Source organism: Hoyosella levis (assembly GCF_026008515.1).
In the GTDB taxonomy this organism is placed as follows: Bacteria; Actinomycetota; Actinomycetes; order Mycobacteriales; family Mycobacteriaceae; genus Lolliginicoccus; species Lolliginicoccus levis.
The window spans coordinates 179665-199028 of the sequence record NZ_BQYM01000006.1 but is presented as its reverse complement, the minus strand read 5'-3'; the positions used below and the strand labels follow the sequence as shown (position 1 = coordinate 199028).

Sequence of the window (19364 nt, the reverse complement as noted above, 5' to 3'; positions counted from 1 at the left end):
CTTCCGGGCCGGCGCTCGTCCCCGCGCCGCCCCCTCCGATCCTTCCAGGTACGGAAAATCCGGCCACGCGGTCGAAACCCCACCCGGATAGGTGCATGATAGATGCCGATGACCACGCACTCCTCGCCCCGATCAACGCCCCCGCCGGATCGCGATAGCCGTCCGCGCTGGCGCATTGCCGCGCTCATTGCCCTGCTGGTGCTCGTCGCTGGCAGCGTCGCCACGCTCATCGTCATGCAAGCGACGAGCGATCCCGAGGACGAGGAGCAGTGGGAGACGATCGCCGCGCCCACTACCGAGGCCGTGGCGGGCGACGCGTTCGGCTCCTCGGCCGCAGGCGATTGCTTGTCCTGGTCGGCTCCCGACGCGGCCGATCTCGCGACGGTCGACTGCTCGGAGGAGCATCGCTTCGAGGTCACCGCCGCGATCGACCTGAGCACGTTCCCCGGATCCGAGTTTGGCCCGGGCGCCGGGTTCCCCACCGAGCTGCGGTTCTCCGAGCTCCGCCAGCAACTCTGCGAGCCGGCCACCGAGGACTATCTCGGATCGCGCTTCGACCCCCGCGGCCGCTACAGCATCAACCTGATCAACCCGGGCGAGGATGGCTGGCTGGCCGGCGAGCGCACCATTCGCTGCGGGCTGCAGAACGTGGGCGCGAGCGGGCAGGTCTTCCCGATGTTCGGCCGGGCCGCCGAGCAGAACTTGTCGATGGTGTGGGAGCCCGGCTTCTGCATCGGCATCAACCTGGACATCCCCACGGACCCCGTGCCATGCGAGGAACCCCACGCCTATGAGGTCGCCGGCATCGTGGACCTCGGCGAGCAGTTCGGCGACAGCCATCCCCCCGTCTCCGAGCAGGACCGCTTCCTCGACGAGCGGTGCAGGCAGATCGCCGCGGAATACCTGGGCGGCCCCGAGCGGCTGGAGCAGCAGCGCCTCACCGTGTTCTGGGACACGCGCGCGCTGTCGAGCTGGCTGGCCGGGAACCGGTCGGTGAATTGCTCGCTGGGCGCCCAGCTCGACGCCGGCTCCGCGCTCGCCACTCTCGTGGGACCGGCGCGCGGCGAGATCACGATCAATGGGCAGCGCCCCGACCAGATCGCCAGCCCCGAGCCACCAGCGGCCCCTGCTGCTGGCCTCGCACCGGGCAACTAGCAGATGGGCAACTAGCAAGATGAGCGTCAGCATGAGCGAGGATCGCTTCGACGAGCTCGTTTCCGATGCCCTCGACCTGATCCCGGGGCCGCTCGCGCGAGCGATCGACAATGTCGTGGTGCTCGTGGAGCCAAGCAACGAGGACGAGCCCGGGATCCTGGGCCTGTACCAGGGTGTTGCCCTGACCGAGCGCGACTCGTTCTACGCGGGCTCGCTGCCGGACACCATCAGCATCTACCGGGAGCCATTGCTCGAGATGTGTGCGTCCGAGGCCGAGGTGGTCGAGGAGGTCGCGATCACCGTGATCCATGAGATCGCGCATCACTTCGGCATCGACGACGAGCGCCTCCACGAGCTCGGCTGGGGCTAGCGGCTCGGGGCCGCGAGAGTCAACGAACGCCAGCGGGCAGGACGCTCCACGAACTGCTCGAGAAAATCCTCCCCGTTGGGGAACCAACGGGCCTGCTGCTGCGTCCTACCTTGTCGACGGGCACTGCCTTGCCTGTCCGAGCACAAGGAGGATGACCCGCGTGGCACAAGAACTGAGCGTTGACCCCGAGGCTTTGCGAGCGGCCGCAGCCGAGCTCGATGCCGCTGCTACCCGGATCGACAGCGAGCTCGCTGTCGCTCGCGGCTCGGCAGCACCCCCACCGGGCGCCGCCGACGAGGTGACCGTGAAGAGCGCCGCATGGGTCTCCGACGCGTTCGTGCGCACCGAGCCCAACCTCATGGCCGCGATGCGGGAGCTGCGCGAGGCGGCGCGGACGCTGCGGCACCAGGCAGCCACCTATGCCGAGCAGGATGGCGCCACGGGCCTGTCCATCGCCTCGCACGCCTGAGCCGGGCATTCACTAGACAGGGGGAACAGCAATGACTTTGACATCGATCATGTGGGAGCTGCGCAAGGCGATGGATCTCAGCCCACCGATGCACTTCGGGGTGGGCGGGGAACCCATGCACCGGGCTGGTGGCGCGTGGACCGGTCTCGCCGGTGCCACGAGCGAATCGGCCCGGCATGTGGACGCCGCGGTGCGCCTGCTGGATTCCGGCTGGCGGGGCGGCACATCCGACAAGGCGCGCGCGGCACTACTCACGATGTCGGCCTGGCTTGACAGCCACAGCATCACTGCGATGAGGGTGGGCCAGACCGCCCAGGTGACGGCGCTGGCGTGTGACACTTCCCGCGTCGCGATGCCGACCGCGGCCGAGATCGCCGCCGTCCAGGCGGCCAAGGCGGCCAGCGTCGTGGGCGCCACCACGGGAGCCCTCGCTGCCACCGAGGCAGCAGAACGCCTCCTGGACCTGCGCGCGATCGCCGCGATGCGGACCTATGACCTCGCTAGCCACGGCTGCGCCATTGGTGTCGGGTCGACCGCGCCGCCGCGTTTGACCACGGGCATGGCCGACCACCAGGCCAGCGACCGCGGGGCCGCCTCCGAGCAGCTCGCATCATCGGATGGGGATTCGTTCACCTCCACCGGCATGCTGACGAATCCGGTGGGAACCATGCTGGGAACCGCGCCCGCGGGGGTCTCGGTGCCGGGGATCGCTGGGCTTCCCGCGTCGCCGCTCGGTGTTGCTCCTGCTAGCGCGGTAGCGTCGCCCGGCCTGGTCCCGGCCGCCGCTACGGTCGTCGGCCGGGTCGCGCTGCTCGGTGCTGATGCTGCCCGCGCGGCAATGACACCGGGCTCGCCGCTTGGTGCGCCACCGCTCGCTGGCTCCCCGCTCGCGCCGTCGAGCGAGCAGCCCCGCGAGGGCCGGGGCGCGGGGGCGGCGCGCTCCCAGTCGATCGCCCCGGCGAGCATGCGCGCGCCCGGAGCTCCCGGCGCGGCGGGTCTCTCGGCCAGCTCGTTCGCGGGCACGGCGGAGGCTATCGGCCGGCAGTCAGCGATGAGCTCGCCAGCGCCCCTGGCAGCGGGCCCGGGCACCGCAGGACCGGAGGCGACGAGCTCCACGGCGCCACGATCAGCAAGCACGATGGCGATGGGGGCCGATGGCCGGTCCGGCATTCCCATGCTGCCGCCTACCGCGATGGCCCGCGCCGAGGAGGAGCCGGCCCCGCAGCGCGCGCGGCGGCAGCGACCGCGGGATCGATTCGATGTGGCGCCCTCGGGCCAGCTGGTGTGCCCGGCTGTCATTGGCGGGGGCCGCTGACATGGCTTCGATCACTGTCTCCGTGGCCGAGCTCGCCCAGTTGCAGGTGGCGGCGGGTCTCGATGAGTTGCCCGTGGCCCTGCAGGTACCCCTGGGCAGCGATGATGCGGGAGCGCGTGCCGCGCTGCTCGAGCGGGGCCTGCTCACCGAGCGGGGCCCGAGCTCCAGCGTGCTCCCGCTGCTGCGTGTCCTGGCGGCACCAGAGGCAAGCACCAGCGCGCGTGCCAGCCTGATGGGTGCTGATGCCGGAACGGTGATGCACCGGGGGGTGGTAGCGCGTCGTGGCGGGCAGATCGTGGGAGCAACGCGCATCGCGGATTCCGTGCGGCTGCGGGTGATCGATGGGTCGGTCGCTGGTTTCCTCCTCGAGATCGTGGGCCCGGCCCCGGTCGGCCGCGAGCTGATCGCGCGGGACGCTGTGGTTCGCCACGATGCGTTCGCGAGCGCGGTGGAGGGGGCCCGGGACGCGAACGCGGTGATCCTGGGCCTGCGCCAGGCTGGCGTGGCTGCCGACGATGCGTTCCAGTACGGGCAGGCGCTGCACCACGCGAGCCGGGTCGTGGAGGTCACCTCTCCGGGGCGGGCCCCGCTCGCGGTGATCGATGCGAAGCAGGGCCGGGTGCTCGTGTGCCCCCTCGGCGAGCCTGATGCCGTGCCGCGGCGGGTGACGGTGCGCGCCGGGTCGGATCATCGCCTGCGCCGGGCGCTGGACCAGGTTTGGCGGCCTGGGGCCCGGTCAACCCATCGCATCGCCGATCGTGGTGGCGTCCGCGCCTAGCGATTCGATCAGGGTGCCCCATCGGGATAGCTCCCAGGAGCCCCGCCCCGTGGTGACGAGCTCCACTCCGCCGGTGTTCTCGAGGCGATTGCGCAGCGCGAATACCGGATCCGTGCGGGTGAGGCGCGCGGCGATGGCCCGGATCGCCGCGCCGTGGCTGACGATGATGATGCGCCGCGCCGAGTTCAGGTATTCGGTGTGCACGGTCTCGATGACGGGGAGGTAGCGCTCCATCAGATCGTGACCGTTCTCGCCGCCAGGGATGCGCGGCGCGTCATCGCCGTGGAGCCACTGGCTGCAGGTGGTGGCGTAGATGTGGTGGGCCTCGTGGTCATCCCGGTTCTCGAGGTCCCCGGCCTGGATCTCGTGGATGCCCTCGACCGCCTGCGGGTCGCGACCGAGCGCCTCGAACAGCGGCGTCGCGGTCTGCTGGGCGCGCGTGGCGATCGAGGAAAGGATGATGTCGTCCTCGGTGAGGGCGAGTCCTTCCGCGAGGCGGCGCGCCTGGGCGATCCCATTGTCGGTCAGCGCGGCGCCCGGGGGCCGGGTATCGAGCTTGCGCAGCACGTTGGATTCTGATTCGGCATGGCGAACGAGGAGCAGGCGTGTCCTGGTCATGAGCGCTCGCCCCGGCGGAGTCGCTCGAGCCATTGGCATTCGGCGGTGTCGTCGGGCGGGGATTGTGCATCGCTGGTAGCGGTGGGCCACGAGCCGAGGTAGCGCACATCGGCGCCGCTGCGGTGCAGCGCCTTGAGCGCCTCGCCGACCGCGGTGTCATCAATGTGCCCGCGGCAGTCGATGTAGAAGCGATAGGTGCCCATTCCGGTGCGCGTGGGCCGTGATTGGATCCGGGTGAGGTCGATGTCGCGCAGGGCGAACTCGTTCATCGCGCGGGCGAGGGATCCCGGGAGGTTGGGCAAGCCAAGGACGATAGAGGTGCGGTCGCTGCCAGTGCGGGGCGGCGGCGGGCCGGGAGGCGCGACGAGCACGAAGCTCGTGGTGGCTCCCTCGACGTCCGCAACGCCCTCGGCGAGGGTCTCGAGCCCGCGCTGCTGCGCGGCGAGGGCAGTGGTGACGGCGGCGTCCGCCCGGTCCTGGGCGACGTCGTCCGCGGCGGCGGCGTTGGATCCCGCGGCCACGGTGCTCGCCCCCGGGAGGTTGTCGCTCAGCCATTGCTGGACCTGGGCCGCCGCTACCGGATAGGCAGCGACCGTGCGGATGCTGGTGGCTGCCGTGCCAGGCCGGGTGGCGATGGCGAAGGCGATGGGCAGGGTTGTCTCGGCGATCACCTGGAGGGGTGTTCCCGTGGCGAGCGCGTCGAGCGTGGGCACGACAGGGCCGTCCACGGAGCTCTCGATGGGCACGCAGGCGAGGTCGGCGGTTCCGGCGCGCACTGCGGCGAGTGCGGCGGGCGGACTCTTGGCGGGCTCGCGGTGGACGGGCGAGGCGATGGTGCCATTGCGCTCCATCGTCGCGAGCGCTGCTTCGGTGAAGGTTCCCGCGGGTCCGAAGTAGGCGATGGTGAGCACAGCTATGAGGGTACGTGCCAGTGTGGGCCGACGCTCGTGGTGGAGCGGATTGCAGGAAGGCTTCCCTGAATCCAAGAACTTGGTTAGCCTTACCTTAGTCCTAGCGAGAGATGAGGAAACCATGCCGCAGCCTTCCCCCGCGTGCCTCCTGCCCAGCACCGCTGAGCTCGTCCGGTCCGCGCTCCATCGCGCCAGCCCCCGCGCCGCGCTCCTCGCGATCGACGGCACTAGTCCCATCGCCGCGACCGTCCACCACATCGAGGAGCGCGGTACGGTTCTCGCCTCCATCGACGACGACAGCCCGGCCCACGCCCTCGCTTGGCAATCAGGCCTGCTCGGCGCGCCCGCGGTCCTCGAGCTCGCCGACACCGCGCCCCTCGACCTCCGCGAGCCAGTCCGCGGCCTCATCTGGCTCCGTGGCCAGCTCACCGCTCTCGACCCCGACCTCGTCCACGAGATCGCCACTCGGCTCCTCGAGACCCGGCCCGACGAATCACTCCTTGACCTTGGCCACACCACTGCCCTTGTCCGGATCGAGCTGCACTCCGTCGTCGTCGCCGACTCATCGGGGGCGGAATCCGTGCCCGTGGAGGAACTCGCCGCTGCCGAGCCGGACCCGTTCTCCGAGCAGGAAGCCTGGTGGCTGCACCACCTCGAGCACCATCACCCCGACATGCTCGAGATGATCGTCCGCAAGCTGCCCGCCTCGGTCCTCCGCGACGGCCGCGCCCGGCCGCTCGGCCTCGACCGGTATGGCCTCCGCCTGCGCATCGAGCGGCCCGACCACGACAAGGATGTCCGCATCGCCTTCCCCACGCCCGTCACCTCCCCCCGGGAGCTCGACCGGGCGCTGCGCGTCCTCATGGGCTGCCCGTTCCTCAATGGACTGCGCGCCCGGCAGCGCTGAGCCACGACCCGCTGCTAGCGTCGTCGGCCGTGAGCATCAGCGGTTGGCGTGCACCATCCCTCCACAGGTTTCCTCGCCGGGCGAGCAGCCCAGCGGAGGCCCGCGCGCTGCGCATCGAGATCGTCATCGTGCTCGCCGTGACCCTCGGCCTGCAAGGCTTCTACAGCGCGATCAGCTTCACCGAGGCGCTGCTCGCGCCCGCCGCGCTCGCCGAGCAATCCGTGGCGCTCAACGCGAGCCGCTCCCCGACCGGGCTGATCGACTTCCTCCGCCAGCTCGCCGGCGCGCTCCGCCTGCTCGCGTGGGCCGCGCTCGGCGGCTACCTGCTGTGGCGCGGCGGCGCCCTGGACCGCGCCCGGCAATACCTGAGACCGCGCGCCCCCGACCTGCTCCCCGGCGTCGTGCTCGCTGCGCTGATCGGCCTGCCCGGGCTCGCGCTCTACTTCGGCGGGCGCGCCCTCGGCATCACCATCGAGGTTGTTCCCGCGGACTTGCCCGAGGCCTGGTGGTCGCTGCCCATGCTGGTCCTCGCGGCGATCGCGAACTCGGCGGCGGAGGAGATCCTCGTGGTGGCCTACCTGCTGCTCCGGCTGCACCAGCTCGGCGTTCGGCCCTGGGCCGCGGTCGCCGTGTCCGCGGCGCTCCGTGGCCTATACCACCTCTACCAGGGCATCGGCTCCTTCGGCGGCAACATCATCATGGGCATCATCTTCGCCCGCTACTTCCAGGCGACCTCCCGCATCTGGCCACTTGTCGTCGCCCACGCGCTCATCGACGTCGTCGCCTTCGTTGGCTACGCGACGCTCTGGTGATGCCCGCGGCACCACCGTCGCGGCGCCGGACCGGGATACTGGAGCCATGAGCCAGGACCATCGAGTGATCATTAGCTACTGCGCGCGCTGCGGCTGGCTGCTCCGCGCGACCTGGATGGCGCAGGAACTCCTGACGACGTTCGCCGCCGATCTCGCGGAGGTGTCGCTGCGGCCCGGCCCGAGCGGCTCCTACCGCATCGAGGTCGATGCCAGCACAGTGTGGGACCGGTCGGTCAACGGGGGCTTCCCTGATATCGCGGACCTCAAGCGACGCGTGCGTGATGTCATCGCGCCCGGCAAGCCGCTTGGCCACACCGAGGGGGCTACCCGATGAGCGCGTTCCGGCTGGGCTACGTACCGGGCGTGATGCCCTCGAAGTGGGCACGGCGCTGGGCGGAGCGACTGCCTGGCACCCGGCTCGACCTTGTTCCCCTCCCCCTCGCCGGGCAGCGCGCCGCGATCCTTGACGGCGAGGTCGATGCGGCCCTGGTTCGTGTCACCGAGGACCCCGCGCAGCCCTGGGACGGGTTCAGCGTCATCCCTCTCTACCGCGAGGAGCCAGTGGTGGTATGCGGCCGCGATCACTACCTCGCCGCGGCCGACCGGCTCGCGCTATCCGATCTCGAGGGCGAGATCGCCTGGCAGCCACTGGACGATCCGCTCGACTGGGCAGCCGGTAGCGCGCCAGGGCAGCGACCGGACCAGCGACCGCCCAGCGCGGCGGAGGCCATCGAGATGGTGGCGACCGGCATCGGGTTCGTGATCGTGCCCCTGTCCCTCGGGCGGCTGCATCATCGCAAGGACATCGTGTCGATCCCGCTGATCGACGGACCCGAGCAACAGGTCGGCATCGCCTGGCCCAGCGACCGCTCCACCAACGACGACCCACTGCTCGAGGAGATGGTGGGGATCGTTCGCGGCCGCACCGCGCGCTCCAGCCGGGGCGTCGCCGCCGAGCCAGCGAGCACGACGCAGGCCGCGCCGAAGGTGCCTCGCCAGGGCCGGGCCAGCAAGACCGGGAGCAAGAAGGCTCCAGCGCCGCGGAAGCGGGCGCCGCGCCGGAGGTAGCGGCTTCCAGCCCTTCCTTCCCCGGCGGATGCGTAGAGTCAGGCCATGCATGGTGATCGAATGGGCAGGCGGGAAGATTATCCCGGATCAGCCCGGCCAGTCCGCGTCCCCCCGCGCAAGCGCCGCCGCCCGCGGATCCTGCGCACGCTCGTGCTGCTGCTCGTCCTCCTGTTCATCGCCACGGTCATCGGACTAGTCGTCGCGGACCAGAAGCTCGATCGGGTCGATGCCCTCGGCAGCTACCCGGGACGGATCGCCGATACGCCCGGCACCAACTTCCTGCTCGTCGGTACCGATAGCCGGGCGGGGCTGAGCGCCGAGCAGCAAGCAGACCTGACCACCGGCGGCGACACGGGCCCCACCCGCACCGATACGATCATGCTGCTGCACGCCTCGACCCGCGGGAACTCCGTGCTCGTGAGCATCCCGCGTGATTCCTACGTCACGATTCCCCGATGGGGCGAGGACAAGGTCAACGCCGCGTACTCCGTCGGTGGCCCCTCCTTGCTCGCCGAGACGATCGAGCAGGAAACGGGTGTCCGCATCGATCACTACGCGGAGATCGGTTTCGGCGGCTTCGCTGATATCGCGAGCGCGGTCGGCGGCATAGAGGTCTGCCTCGACGCGCCCCTCGTGGATCCGCTCGCCGGAATCGAGCTTCCCGCCGGATGCCAGGTCCTTTCCGGAAGCGACGCTCTCGGGTATGTGCGAAGCAGGTCTACTCCCCTTGCCGACATTGACCGAATGAACAAGCAGCAGGATTTCCTGGCTCGACTGGCACGGAAAGCGGCAAGCCCGGGCGTGGCCCTGAATCCTTTTCGCTCGATACCGGTTGGCCTCGCGCTCCTGCGCTCGCTCTCGGTCGACGAGGACGATCGGATCTGGGACCTAGGTAGGATCGCTTGGTCTCTACGTGGCGATATCCCGACCGTGAGCGTGCCGTATGCCGGATTCATGAACGTCGCGGGCAGTGGCAACGTGATGCTGTGGGATGAGCAGGGAGCGGCGGCGCTGTGGGATTCGATCGCCCGCGATGCACCGATTCCCGATGGCCTCGAATAGCTATTCGTACGATTTTCATTCTAGAAGGATTGGTATGCCTTAGTTAGGCCGCGCTACATTCACTGAGGCTATGCTTCGATGACAGGAATTCGCATTTTTACTACCATTTGGGCATGAGCAGCGATACGAGCAATGACACAAAATTCCTGGCCTTGCTCCGCGAGCAGGTTCGCAACGAGTTCACTGCCTCGCAGCAGTACATCGCCCTAGCGGTCTACTTCGATGGCGAGGATCTCCCCCAGCTCGCCGGCCACTTCTACCAGCAGGCCAACGAGGAGCGGAACCACGCGATGATGCTCGTCCAGTACTTCCTCGACCGGGACAAGCGCGTGGACATCCCCGGCACGGGAGAGGTCCAGAACAACTTCTCCTCGGTGCGCGAAGCGATCGCGACCGCGGTCAAGCAGGAGAAGGAAGTCACTGACGAGATCGTGCATCTCGCGCGCGCTGCCCGCGATGACGGCGACTACGTCGGCGAGCAGTTCATGCAGTGGTTCCTCAAGGAGCAGGTGGAGGAGGTTGCCACGATGAGCACCCTGCTGACCGTTGCCGAGCGTGCCGGCGACAACCTGTTCGACCTCGAGACCTTCGTCGCGCGCGAGATGAGCGCAGGCGGCAGGGACAGCACCGCCCCCGCCGCAGCCGGTGGCGCGATCTAGCACGCGCTGCACAGCAATAGCCAGGATGGCCCCGGACCACGTTGTGGTCCGGGGCCATCCTCTTGCTCAGGGGCCGTGCCGCCGCCCGGGCTCAAGGCTCGCGCAAGCGGCAGCAGGGCTCGGCAGGACTAGCGGAGAGTGACCTGGCGCCCAATGATGCCGTCGCGGGCCCGGCGCTCCTCCAGGTTGAGCGGCGCATCGGAGGCAAGCGCCTCGGCCATCCTGCCCTGCAGCTCCACCGCCGGTGCCACCCATTCATCGGGATGCATCTCCGGATCGAGGTCGAAGACGGGCACGAGCAGGCCATGGGTGCGGAACGAGCCCGCGAACCGGGACTCGGGCCCGAGGGTCAGCTGTCCCGCCGCGTGCAACCGGGCCATCGCCATCATCAGGGCGTCCTCGTCCTCGGGACGCACCCAGCGCAAGTGCGCCTTCTCGCCGGCATCCACCCACCAGGCAGCGACGAGCTCGTCCGCGTCGAGCCGCGCGGACGGCATGATCATCTCGTTGGCGCGCTGCACCGCCACGCCGGTCTCCCCGGATGCCTCGACCCCCTCGGGAATCCACCAGTTGAAGTCATTGTGGACGCTGATCCGCAGCAGCTCATCCGTTGGCAGGGAGTCAGCGAGCTTCGCGCTCGACGAAGCCGTATCGGCCTGCTGCAGCGAGGTGCCTGGCTCCGCCGTCGCCACCCATCGCAAGGATTCCGCGAGATCGCGCGCCGGATTGCCGGATTGCATCGCCACCTGGAGCCCAGCGAGCGCCTCGCCCGGCGCGTCGGCGCTGTCCTGGCGGACGAGCGCGGCCACCGCCCCCGGCAGGACGGTCGCGATCCCTACCGGCCTCCCCGCTTGCTCGGTGGCTCCAGGCAGGTGCGCGGTGGCCGAGGGGACGAATTCCCGCATGGCCACGAGGTCGCATTCCGCGGCGAAGCCCTCGAACGGGCGGCGAACGGGCTGATCGGCGAGCCGCGCTTGCCGCTGCGCGATCTTCTCGGCACGACGGCTGCCATCGCGTGGACCTGTGTTTCTCTTGCTCTTCTTACCCACGCTGCCAACCTACCGCCTCGGGCCGCCGGGAGAGCGCAGCGGCACTCGCCCGATACCTCCTCGGCCGGCTAGCCCCCGAGGAGCTTCTTGGTGCGCTCGGGATAGTTCGTGGCGATCCAGCGGACGCCGAGGTCCCGGCAGAGCTGGACATCAGCGGGCTCGTCGACGGTCCACACGTAGGTGGATCGTCCGGCGGAGCGTGCGCGCTCGACCACCCGTGGGTGTTCCCGCAGCATCTCGATAGAGGGTCCGATCGCGGCTGGCACGCCATTGGTCGTGGGCCGGTAGCCGAGGTAGCGGGAGTTCTCGCCGAGCAGCACCGTGGGCAGCGCCGGGGCCGACCGGCGGATCCGGAACACGGCCGAGGGCGCGAAGGACATCATCACGACTGGTGGCCTGCTGCCGGCAGGCTTGCTGGCGAGCCCGAACCGTCGCAGCTCCGCGATGAGCTTTGCCTCCACGAGCGCCCCGTACCGGACCGGATGCTTCGTCTCGATGAACAATGTCTTGGGCGTCCCCCAGTCGAGCACGAGCGTGAGCAACTCGCTGAGAGTGAGCACCGAGAGCGGCTCGGAGTACCGGTCGACCGCGGCATCCGCGATCTCGGGATCGCCGAGAGCCACCGCGGAGCGCTGCCGGCCCTGCATCTGCGCGTGCCACCGGCCATAATCGTGAGCTCGCAGATCATCCAGCGTCATCGAGCTGACCACGCCACGTCCACTCGATGTGCGATCGATCTTCCTGTCGTGCATGCAGATCAGCGTTCCGTCGCGGGTCAGCCGGACATCGCACTCGAGCGCGTCGGCACCTTGCTGCAATGCGAGCTCGTAGGCAGCAAGGGTGTGCTCGGGCCGCTCGCCCGATGCCCCTCGGTGCGCGGCCACCATTGGTGGAATGCCAGGATGACCTGGTTGTCTGCGGGTCACACCCCCATGTTTTCGTACCAAGGATACGAAGGCAAGAGCATGAGGTTAAGACAACACTGACGCTGCCCACCGGTTGGGTGAACGCTCGCGGCTACGCAGAGACCGACGCGATCCACCGCTTCGGCGATCGCGCGCGTGCCACCTCCGCGGATCCACCATGCATTGCTTCGCGATGCTGGATAAGCAGCAGTGCCGCGATCGCGCAGCCCGCCGCGAGCACGTTGGCCAACGCGGCAAAGAGGATGCCATTGGCCTGCGCCTGGATGGTGTCGGCGATCCGCCAGGCCGCGCTGGCGATGGCGCAGCCCCATGTCACAACCCACAGCGTCCACCAGGCCTTGAGGAGCGCGCCCGAGACGGTGGCCTCATGATCGTCGCCATCCCGCGCCTGTTCCTCGTGGATGATTTCACCGAGCAGGGTTCCCGGGTAGAACAGCGTGAACGGCGGAAGGAAGCTGGCGACGAACTGGACACGGGGCCGCCTCGGATCCACGAGCCCCTCCCGCGCGAACCACTGCCGGCGATGCTCGACGAGCCAGGCGGCGGACGCGATGACGGTTCCGATCGCGAAGAGCAGCGCCGTGATGGCGAGGGTGACGACGAGGAAATCCGAGCCGTGCGCGATCAGCGGCGAGAGCAAGCGATCGCGATTCGCCAGGACGATCCCGTACCGGATGAGCTCCGCCATGGCCGATGCGAGGTACAGGACCGCGGTGAACCTCAGGAGGAGCGGCGCGTAGCCAGCAAGGGACTGGAGCCTCGATCGCGGGGCAGGCACTGGCCGGGAAGGCTCCTGGTGCAGGCCCCAGGCCGGGACCCGCGTGTAGCGGGGGGTGCTCGCGGGAGCGCGCTTGGGCCGGACGGTGCGGGCGGGATTCTCGCCCGGGGGCGGGCTGGCGGTCCACCGATGGTCCAGCGGGCGCTGCAGGACGGGATGGAGCGGGCGCGGCGACCGAGGAGTCGTCATGGTCGCTGCCCCTTCCCGATGCGCGGCAGTCCACGAACCGTTGCCGCGACTGGTGCTAGTAGATGTATCCGGCCCCGCCATCAGCGGATTCGATCTGGCGTCCGGCCTTCTGCCAGGCGACCATGCCGCCGGACACGTTGGTGGCATCGTATCCGACCGATTGCAGCCATAGGGTCACCTGGAAGCTTCGCCCACCGTTGCGGCAGACGATGTAGATGTCGTCGTCGGGGTCGATCTCGCCGTAGCGCGCTGGCATGTCGACCATCGGGATGTGCAGCGCGCCCGGCGCATGCCCCTGGTCCCACTCGTCCTGCTCGCGCACGTCAACGAGAGTGACGCCACCATCCCCCGCATCGGGGATCTCGGCGGCGGGCTCGGAGGGAATCGTCTCGCTCATCCTTCGATAGTGGCACGGCTGGGCGAGATCGTTCCACTGCTCCGGCGCTGCGCGCGGTTTCGTGGCGCCGTGACGGAACTGGCCGCGCTAGCACCCACCGGCAGGCTTTATCCACAGGTTAATCCACAGTTTCGGTGGATAACCGAGCAATTGTGGCGCTTCTGGCCTGCATCTATGGCGGGTTATCCACAGGCGGTTCAGTGTGGTGAACCAGGATGTCACCATCTCGTTGACGTTTTGTTGCGTCACGTATTCCTTGCCGACACCCTGGCAGCCCGTAGCGGATCAACCGGTGCATGCATGTTCCACGTGGAACATGGCAGCGACACATGGCAGCGGCACCCGGCACGCCCTACGATCGGTGAGCATGTACGAGCTGCGCGGGCGGAATGCTGTCTGGACGATCGATACCGACACGGTGACCATCGAGTTCGACTCGGGACGACGCTCCGATCCCTTCTATCGCGGGCTCGGGCGGCTCGTGGTGCCCGTCTCGTTCATCGAGGCCGTGGACGTGCAGCCGGGGCAGCGCCGCGAGCCATGGGTCGCGCGCCTCCGCCTGGCGGCCGGACTGGACCCGTTCGCCTCGGCCGGGGCATCCCTCTCTGCCGACCGCCAGCCTTTCGCCCTGGTCGGCGAGAATGGCACGGACGAGCTGGTCGCGCGCTTCCATGCGGATGCGATCATGCAGGCGGCCGAGTTCGCTCGCGACTCGGCCCCCGGACCGATCAGCGAGAATGCCATCACGAGCCTCGTGCCTCCGGTGCCGTTCCACATCCAGACCTGGGAGGGCACCGCGTCCTGCGACGCCCGGTCAGTGACCCTGACCTGGCCCGGTGCACGGATTCCCTCGCCGAAGAAGCTGCATCAGCGCCAGGAGATCGCGCTGGCCGGCATCGCCCGCGCGGAATGGGTGCCCCAGGACGGGGATGCCGACGCCATCCTCCGGCTCGTGCCGAGGGAGCCTGGCCGCGAAGCGCTCAGCCCGCGCAACGATCTGCACTGCCTGCTGGGACGCGCGGGCGAGGAGGAAGCGCGGCTGCTGCTGATGGCCGCGACGATCACCGCGCACGCGCGCGCGGCCGAGCCGACGAAGCGCGAAGCCGCCGCCGCGACCACCGCCAGCGTGGAGCCCAGCGAGATCTACGACAGGATCCGCGAGCTCGGAAAGCTGCACGGCGACGGGATCCTGACGGATGCGGAGTTTACCGCGAAGAAAAAGGAACTGCTTGATCGCTTGTGATGATCAAGCGCCCAGCCCGACCGGGCAGCTCACGCCCGTGCCGCCCAGCCCGCAGTAGCCGTTCGGATTCTTGTGCAAGTACTGCTGGTGGTACTCCTCGGCGTAGTAGAAGGTGCCGAGCGGCGCGATCTCGGTGGTGATCGTTCCGTGCCCCGCGGCATCGAGGGCCTTCTGGTAGCGGCTCGCGGATGCCGTGGCAGCGTCATGCTGGCGCTCGCCGATCGTGTAGATGGCCGACCGGTACTGCGTGCCGACATCGTTGCCCTGTCGCATTCCCTGGGTGGGATCGTGGGACTCCCAGAACCCGGCGAGCAGGTCCTCGAGGTCCAGGACCGCGGGATCGAAGACCACGAGCACCGCCTCGGTGTGCCCTGTCATCCCGGTGCACACCTCCTCGTAGGTGGGATTCCGGGTGTAGCCGCCCGCGTAGCCCACGGCCGTGGAGTACACGCCGGGGGTTTGCCAGAACCCACGCTCGGCGCCCCAGAAGCAGCCCTCCCCCACCACCAGGGTGTCCATGCCAGAAGGGAAGGGAGGCGTCATGCGGTGCTTGTTCACCGCGTGGATCCCGGAGATCCTGATCGGGGTGTCACGCCCGGGCAGGGCCTGCTCGGGCGTGATCATGGTGGTCCTGCGTCGGCCAGTGAGCTCGTCGAACCATGTCATGGTGAAAATGCTACGCGCCCCAGGAATCCCCGGCATCCAAGCGCACGACCCCGGAATTCGGTGCCATTGAACTATTTCTTCGGCGAGTCGAATTAGGTAGCCCGGGAATTCGCCGAGCGCGAAGTTGTTGCGGAATGTGTCCCGATGCACAAGAGTTGGGGCTGTAGTGAGAACAAAATCCGCAGCCGGGCCGGAGGCACCCACAGGCGCTCCCGCGCTCGCTCAGGAAAGGATGCTCGTGGCTGTATATACACTTCCCGATCTGCCCTACGATTACTCCGCTCTCGAGCCCCACATCTCGGGCCAGATCATGGAGCTGCACCACTCCAAGCACCATCAGACATACGTGACCGGCGCCAACACCGCGCTCGACAAGCTCGCCGAGGCTCGCGACAACGACACCATCGCCGCCGTGGTCAACCTCCATGAGAAGAACCTCGCGTTCCACCTCGGTGGCCACACCAACCACTCGGTGTTCTGGAACAACCTCTCCCCCAACGGTGGCGACAAGCCGACCGGTGACCTCGCCGCCGCCATCGACGAGCACTTCGGCTCGTTCGACAAGTTCCGCGCGCACTTCAACGCCAATGCGAACGCCATCCAGGGCTCGGGCTGGTCCATCCTCGCCTGGGACTCCATCGGCGCTCGCCCGGTCATCGTGCAGCTCTATGACCAGCAGGGCAACATCCCGATCGGGCTCACCCCGCTGCTCATGCTTGATATGTGGGAGCACGCCTTCTACCTGCAGTACAAGAACGTCAAGGGCGATTACGTCAACGCCTTCTGGAACGTCGTCAACTGGGACGACGTCGCTGCCCGCTTCGACCGCGCGCGCACCCAGACCAGCGGGCTGATCGTCTAGCAACAGCTCCGCAGCAACAGAAAGCACCCCTGCCCCAGGTCTCCCTGCGGCAGGGGTGCTTTCATTGGTGCTTTCCGCTAGAGCCCAAGCACGAGCTTCGCGATCACGAAGTACAGGATCAGGCCCGTCGCATCGACGAACGTCGAGATGAACGGCGTGGACATCACCGCCGGGTCGATCTTCACTGCCTTGGCGAACAACGGGATCACCCCGCCCACCGAGGCGGCGAGCGTGCAGATAGCCAGCATCGACAGGGCCACCACCAGCCCGATATCCAGGTTGTAGCCCTCGAAGAACAACGCGACCAGGGCGATCGCCACGAAAGCCAGCGTTCCCAGCAGAGCACCGAGGGCGGCACCCGTGCGGATCTCGCGCAGCAGCACGATGCCCACATCGCGCGGCCGCACATCGCCCACCGCCACGGCGCGCGTGATCGTCACCGCCGCCTGCGAGCCAGTGTTGCCGCCCGTACCGATGATGAGCGGGATGAAGACGGCCAGGGTCACTGCCTGGGAGAGATCGCCCTCGAAATGGTCGAGGACACCCACCGTCGCCACTGCCGAGACGGCGAGCAGGAGCAGCCACACGACCCGGGACCGCACGAGGGTCCGCACGGGCGTCGAGAGGTAGGGGCGGCCAAGCGGCTCTGCCGCGCCCGCGCGCGCCGCATCCTCCTCCTCGGCCTGGGAGATGATCTGCACCGCGTCATCCACGGTGAGGATGCCCACGATGCGATCCTCCTTGTCGACCACCGGCAGGGCAAGGACCTGCGCATCGAGGCAACGGCGGGCCGCGGTCTCGGCATCCTCCGAGGCAGCCACGCTGATCGGCTCGTTCATGATCTGCCCCACCGCGCGGCCCGAGTCGGCGAGCATCAGCTCGCGCAGGCTCACCACGCCCACGAGCTGCTTCGTCGAGTCCGTGACCGGAACCGTGTAGATGGTCTCGGCGTCGCGCCCGCGGTGGCGGATCTGCGTCAGCGCCTCGAGCACGGTCTGGGTATCGAGGACGCGCACGTACTCGGTGCTCATCCAGCGGCCGATCGAGCCCCGGTCATAGCCAAGGATCGGCGCGGTCAGCTCGCGCTCGTGCTTGGACAACCCCTGCATCAGCTTGCGCGCGACATTCGCTGGCAGCTCGTCGATCAAGCGCACGCGATCATCGGGATCGAGATCCCCGAACAACGTGATCACCTGGTCATCACGGAGGCTGGTGAACAACTCGGCGCGCAGGCCCTCGTCGAATCGCTCGAACGCCTCGTGCGCGAGCCCCTTGGGCAGCAGCCGGAACACGATCGCCCTGTCCTGCACGCGCAACCGCTCGAGCACCCACACGAGGTCGGGCAGCGGCAGCTCTGACGCCTCGCGCCCCACCGTAGCGAGCTGGCCCTCGCGCAGCCGATCAGGCCACTCATTGATGGCCGTGTCGAGATCCTCAGCGATCACACGACTCCCCTCTCCACGGTTCCAGGACTGGATGGCTTCCGGGTCCAGCGCCCCAGACGATTATTCACACTGTCGCACCAGCACGTGTCCACCGCATGTACTGGCGACGAACTCGGACGAACTCAGCCGAACTCACTGGCACTCGACCAATCTTGTGTGCCAGCGGGATAATTGCTCATAGTCCTAGCACAGGGCGCGCGCCAACCACGGTTCCGCGCTACTGGCGCAGGCAGGAGGTGGAGCCGTGTTCCCAGGATCGGTCGAGATGTCTCCGTTCGAGCAGAATGGCACGCTGCGCGGATTCCTGCTGAGCGGCCGCTGGCCCGAGAGCACCAAGGAGTGGTCCCAGTTGCTCATCCACGCCGTGCGCATCGCGTCACTACCCGGGCTGCTGCCCACGACCATGGTATTCGGAGCGCGGGAAGATCGCCCGGAGAGCCTGGTCCCCAACGCCGTGGGACTACTGATCGCGGTGGGACCGGTGCTGGGCGAGCATGCCGTTCGCCCCGGCGCCTTCGCCGCCGAGCAACCCCCCGCGCTGCTCATGCTGCACCCACCCTCCGAGACCCGCCCGAGCTTGCCGGAGTGCGCGGCCGCCGCGTCCGGATGCCTGCTCCTGCCAGGAATCCCGGACCTCGGGCTCGACCATCGCGCGTCGTGGGTCGAGGCAGACATGGAGGGAACAGTGACGAGCATGATCAACAAGATCGGGATCGACCTCAATGCCGACCCTGACACCGCAGTGCTCGCGATGCTGCTCGCGGCCTAGGACCAGCCGCGCGCTACGCTTTTCCAGAGACAGCGTGTCACGCAATCGTGGCTGCTCCCCTGCCAGGAAGGACCTCCTCGTGAACATCTCCGGAAGCGCCGCCATCGTCACTGGCGCGGCATCAGGCCTCGGCGCCGCCACCGCGGCCGCCCTCGTCGAATCGGGCGCCACGGTCTACGGCCTCGATCTCGCGAGCTCGATCGATCGCGCCGGCCCCGCCCCCGCGGGCATCACGCTCATCGCGACCGATGTCACCAGCGATGCCGAGGTCAAGGCTGCGATCGAGCAGGTCGAGGCGGGCAGCGAGCCGCTGCGCATCGCGGTCAACTGCGCCGGCGTCGGCTGGGCCGGGCGCATCCTGTCCAAGCATGGACCGCACGATCTCGAGCTGTTCCGCACCGTGATCACCGTGAACCTGCTCGGCACCTTCAACGTGATGCGCCTCGCGGCCGAGGCGATCGCGAAGACCGAGCCGGTGGACGAGCACGGGCAGCGTGGAGCCATCATCAACACCGCCTCGGTCGCGGCATTCGAGGGTCAGGTCGGCCAGATCGCCTACAGCGCCTCGAAGGGCGGCGTGCATGGCATGACCGTGCCGGCCGCGCGCGACCTCGCCCAGTTCGGCATCCGGGTCAACACCATCGCTCCGGGCATCGTCGATACCCCCATGCTCGCCGGGGTCACCGAGGAGTACCGGCTCGGCCTCAGCGAGGGCGTGCCATTCCCCAAGCGGCTCGCCCAGCCCGCCGAGTTCGCCCAGCTCGCGCGGATGATCATCGAGCACGACTACCTCAACGGCGAGACCATCCGCATGGATGGCGCGCTGCGCATGGCACCGCGCTAGCCGTAGACCCAACACCGGTCCAGCACTGGACTACTGCCGCTCCGACCCACGGATGTGGCCCCTGTTGCATGT

General features: G+C 68.6%; 23 protein-coding genes. 15 read left to right on the top strand and 8 right to left on the bottom strand.

Going from position 1 to position 19364, the window contains the following annotated elements:
- The first annotated feature begins 108 nt into the window (after nucleotides 1-108).
- From QC765_RS08615 to QC765_RS08595, 5 genes are all read left to right on the top strand, one after another.
- Complete coding sequence (locus tag QC765_RS08615; RefSeq protein ID WP_278314029.1) at nucleotides 109-1155, top strand: septum formation family protein; 1047 nt, start codon at nucleotides 109-111, stop codon at nucleotides 1153-1155.
- A gap of 19 nt (nucleotides 1156-1174) precedes the next feature.
- The gene (locus QC765_RS08610; RefSeq protein ID WP_278314028.1) at nucleotides 1175-1525 is read left to right on the top strand and encodes a metallopeptidase family protein; all 351 of its coding nucleotides are present in this window, start codon (nucleotides 1175-1177) and stop codon (nucleotides 1523-1525) included.
- Between the two features lie 160 nt (nucleotides 1526-1685).
- Nucleotides 1686-1994 carry a PE domain-containing protein gene (locus QC765_RS08605; protein ID WP_278314027.1) on the top strand — a complete coding sequence of 103 codons (309 nt, stop codon included), beginning with the start codon at nucleotides 1686-1688 and terminating at the stop codon, nucleotides 1992-1994.
- Nucleotides 1995-2025: 31 nt separating this feature from the next.
- A complete protein-coding gene (locus tag QC765_RS08600) occupies nucleotides 2026-3309 on the top strand; it encodes a PPE domain-containing protein (protein ID WP_278314026.1) in 1284 nt (427 codons plus the stop codon).
- A gap of 1 nt (nucleotide 3310) precedes the next feature.
- Nucleotides 3311-4087: an ESX secretion-associated protein EspG gene (locus QC765_RS08595; RefSeq protein ID WP_278314025.1), complete on the top strand. Its 777-nt coding sequence runs from the start codon at nucleotides 3311-3313 to the stop codon at nucleotides 4085-4087.
- Here QC765_RS08595 and QC765_RS08590 read toward each other — a convergent pair.
- Entirely contained in the window at nucleotides 4046-4705 is a 660-nt protein-coding gene (locus QC765_RS08590; RefSeq protein ID WP_278314024.1) for a histidine phosphatase family protein, read from the bottom strand. The two genes, QC765_RS08595 and QC765_RS08590, sit on opposite strands and share 42 nt — an antisense overlap.
- Complete coding sequence (gene pheA, locus QC765_RS08585; protein WP_278314023.1) at nucleotides 4702-5616, bottom strand: prephenate dehydratase; 915 nt, start codon at nucleotides 5614-5616, stop codon at nucleotides 4702-4704. The genes QC765_RS08590 and pheA overlap by 4 nt, the downstream gene beginning before the upstream one ends.
- A gap of 121 nt (nucleotides 5617-5737) precedes the next feature.
- Here pheA and QC765_RS08580 point away from each other — a divergent pair, with 121 nt between their 5' ends.
- The 6 genes from QC765_RS08580 (at nucleotide 5738) to QC765_RS08555 (ending at nucleotide 10124) form a co-directional block, all read left to right on the top strand.
- The gene (locus QC765_RS08580) at nucleotides 5738-6523 is read left to right on the top strand and encodes a DUF2470 domain-containing protein (RefSeq protein ID WP_278314022.1); all 786 of its coding nucleotides are present in this window, start codon (nucleotides 5738-5740) and stop codon (nucleotides 6521-6523) included.
- A 29-nt stretch (nucleotides 6524-6552) separates the two neighbouring features.
- Nucleotides 6553-7335: a CPBP family intramembrane glutamic endopeptidase gene (locus tag QC765_RS08575; RefSeq protein WP_278314021.1), complete on the top strand. Its 783-nt coding sequence runs from the start codon at nucleotides 6553-6555 to the stop codon at nucleotides 7333-7335.
- A gap of 46 nt (nucleotides 7336-7381) precedes the next feature.
- Entirely contained in the window at nucleotides 7382-7669 is a 288-nt protein-coding gene (locus QC765_RS08570) for an Rdx family protein (protein ID WP_278314020.1), read from the top strand.
- Nucleotides 7666-8403 (top strand): LysR family substrate-binding domain-containing protein, encoded by a 738-nt coding sequence (locus tag QC765_RS08565; protein ID WP_278314019.1) that lies wholly within the window; start codon nucleotides 7666-7668, stop codon nucleotides 8401-8403. Before QC765_RS08570 ends, QC765_RS08565 begins: the two co-directional genes overlap by 4 nt.
- Nucleotides 8404-8448: 45 nt before the next feature.
- Entirely contained in the window at nucleotides 8449-9465 is a 1017-nt protein-coding gene (locus QC765_RS08560; protein WP_278314018.1) for an LCP family protein, read from the top strand.
- Nucleotides 9466-9578: 113 nt separating this feature from the next.
- Nucleotides 9579-10124 carry a ferritin gene (locus tag QC765_RS08555; RefSeq protein ID WP_278314017.1) on the top strand — a complete coding sequence of 182 codons (546 nt, stop codon included), beginning with the start codon at nucleotides 9579-9581 and terminating at the stop codon, nucleotides 10122-10124.
- 128 nt (nucleotides 10125-10252) lie between these two features.
- On the opposite strand, the gene QC765_RS08550 is transcribed toward QC765_RS08555, so the two are convergent.
- The 4 genes from QC765_RS08550 to QC765_RS08535 all read right to left on the bottom strand — a co-directional run bounded on the left by QC765_RS08550 (nucleotide 10253) and on the right by QC765_RS08535 (nucleotide 13463).
- The gene (locus QC765_RS08550) at nucleotides 10253-11173 is read right to left on the bottom strand and encodes a DUF5926 family protein (RefSeq protein ID WP_278314016.1); all 921 of its coding nucleotides are present in this window, start codon (nucleotides 11171-11173) and stop codon (nucleotides 10253-10255) included.
- A 68-nt stretch (nucleotides 11174-11241) separates the two neighbouring features.
- Nucleotides 11242-12060 carry a glycerophosphodiester phosphodiesterase gene (locus QC765_RS08545; RefSeq protein WP_278314015.1) on the bottom strand — a complete coding sequence of 273 codons (819 nt, stop codon included), beginning with the start codon at nucleotides 12058-12060 and terminating at the stop codon, nucleotides 11242-11244.
- 130 nt (nucleotides 12061-12190) lie between these two features.
- The gene (locus tag QC765_RS08540) at nucleotides 12191-13066 is read right to left on the bottom strand and encodes a DUF4328 domain-containing protein (protein WP_278314014.1); all 876 of its coding nucleotides are present in this window, start codon (nucleotides 13064-13066) and stop codon (nucleotides 12191-12193) included.
- 55 nt (nucleotides 13067-13121) lie between these two features.
- A complete protein-coding gene (locus QC765_RS08535) occupies nucleotides 13122-13463 on the bottom strand; it encodes a rhodanese-like domain-containing protein (protein ID WP_278314013.1) in 342 nt (113 codons plus the stop codon).
- Nucleotides 13464-13830: 367 nt separating this feature from the next.
- On the opposite strand from QC765_RS08535, the gene QC765_RS08530 reads away from it, so the two are divergent.
- Entirely contained in the window at nucleotides 13831-14706 is an 876-nt protein-coding gene (locus QC765_RS08530) for a DUF4429 domain-containing protein (RefSeq protein WP_278314012.1), read from the top strand.
- A gap of 3 nt (nucleotides 14707-14709) precedes the next feature.
- Here the strand turns inward: QC765_RS08530 and msrA are convergent, their stop codons facing one another.
- Nucleotides 14710-15372: a peptide-methionine (S)-S-oxide reductase MsrA gene (gene msrA / locus QC765_RS08525; RefSeq protein ID WP_278314011.1), complete on the bottom strand. Its 663-nt coding sequence runs from the start codon at nucleotides 15370-15372 to the stop codon at nucleotides 14710-14712.
- A 238-nt stretch (nucleotides 15373-15610) separates the two neighbouring features.
- Between msrA and QC765_RS08520 the strand changes: the two genes are divergently transcribed.
- Nucleotides 15611-16234 (top strand): superoxide dismutase, encoded by a 624-nt coding sequence (locus QC765_RS08520; RefSeq protein ID WP_278314010.1) that lies wholly within the window; start codon nucleotides 15611-15613, stop codon nucleotides 16232-16234.
- Between the two features lie 77 nt (nucleotides 16235-16311).
- On the opposite strand, the gene mgtE is transcribed toward QC765_RS08520, so the two are convergent.
- Nucleotides 16312-17679 (bottom strand): magnesium transporter, encoded by a 1368-nt coding sequence (mgtE, locus tag QC765_RS08515; protein ID WP_278314009.1) that lies wholly within the window; start codon nucleotides 17677-17679, stop codon nucleotides 16312-16314.
- Nucleotides 17680-17944: 265 nt separating this feature from the next.
- Between mgtE and QC765_RS08510 the strand changes: the two genes are divergently transcribed.
- Together QC765_RS08510 and QC765_RS08505 are read left to right on the top strand one after the other, a co-directional pair.
- Nucleotides 17945-18448: a peptidase gene (locus QC765_RS08510; RefSeq protein WP_278314060.1), complete on the top strand. Its 504-nt coding sequence runs from the start codon at nucleotides 17945-17947 to the stop codon at nucleotides 18446-18448.
- Between the two features lie 79 nt (nucleotides 18449-18527).
- A complete protein-coding gene (locus QC765_RS08505; protein WP_278314008.1) occupies nucleotides 18528-19292 on the top strand; it encodes an SDR family NAD(P)-dependent oxidoreductase in 765 nt (254 codons plus the stop codon).
- The last annotated feature ends 72 nt before the right edge of the window (nucleotides 19293-19364 follow it).

What these genes read in the sequence shown, in the direction of transcription:
- QC765_RS08545 (WP_278314015.1), bottom strand. Translation starts at nt 12,060, where the DNA reads ATGGTGGCCGCGCACCGAGGGGCATCGGGCGAGCGGCCCGAGCACACC.
- QC765_RS08590 (WP_278314024.1), bottom strand. Translation starts at nt 4,705, where the DNA reads ATGACCAGGACACGCCTGCTCCTCGTTCGCCATGCCGAATCAGAATCC.
- QC765_RS08595 (WP_278314025.1), top strand. Translation starts at nt 3,311, where the DNA reads ATGGCTTCGATCACTGTCTCCGTGGCCGAGCTCGCCCAGTTGCAGGTG.
- msrA (WP_278314011.1), bottom strand. Translation starts at nt 15,372, where the DNA reads ATGACATGGTTCGACGAGCTCACTGGCCGACGCAGGACCACCATGATC.
- QC765_RS08570 (WP_278314020.1), top strand. Translation starts at nt 7,382, where the DNA reads ATGAGCCAGGACCATCGAGTGATCATTAGCTACTGCGCGCGCTGCGGC.
- QC765_RS08540 (WP_278314014.1), bottom strand. Translation starts at nt 13,066, where the DNA reads ATGACGACTCCTCGGTCGCCGCGCCCGCTCCATCCCGTCCTGCAGCGC.
- QC765_RS08560 (WP_278314018.1), top strand. Translation starts at nt 8,449, where the DNA reads ATGCATGGTGATCGAATGGGCAGGCGGGAAGATTATCCCGGATCAGCC.
- QC765_RS08600 (WP_278314026.1), top strand. Translation starts at nt 2,026, where the DNA reads ATGACTTTGACATCGATCATGTGGGAGCTGCGCAAGGCGATGGATCTC.
- QC765_RS08615 (WP_278314029.1), top strand. Translation starts at nt 109, where the DNA reads ATGACCACGCACTCCTCGCCCCGATCAACGCCCCCGCCGGATCGCGAT.
- QC765_RS08530 (WP_278314012.1), top strand. Translation starts at nt 13,831, where the DNA reads ATGTACGAGCTGCGCGGGCGGAATGCTGTCTGGACGATCGATACCGAC.
- QC765_RS08565 (WP_278314019.1), top strand. Translation starts at nt 7,666, where the DNA reads ATGAGCGCGTTCCGGCTGGGCTACGTACCGGGCGTGATGCCCTCGAAG.
- QC765_RS08555 (WP_278314017.1), top strand. Translation starts at nt 9,579, where the DNA reads ATGAGCAGCGATACGAGCAATGACACAAAATTCCTGGCCTTGCTCCGC.
- QC765_RS08510 (WP_278314060.1), top strand. Translation starts at nt 17,945, where the DNA reads ATGTCTCCGTTCGAGCAGAATGGCACGCTGCGCGGATTCCTGCTGAGC.
- QC765_RS08535 (WP_278314013.1), bottom strand. Translation starts at nt 13,463, where the DNA reads ATGAGCGAGACGATTCCCTCCGAGCCCGCCGCCGAGATCCCCGATGCG.
- QC765_RS08610 (WP_278314028.1), top strand. Translation starts at nt 1,175, where the DNA reads ATGAGCGTCAGCATGAGCGAGGATCGCTTCGACGAGCTCGTTTCCGAT.
- QC765_RS08580 (WP_278314022.1), top strand. Translation starts at nt 5,738, where the DNA reads ATGCCGCAGCCTTCCCCCGCGTGCCTCCTGCCCAGCACCGCTGAGCTC.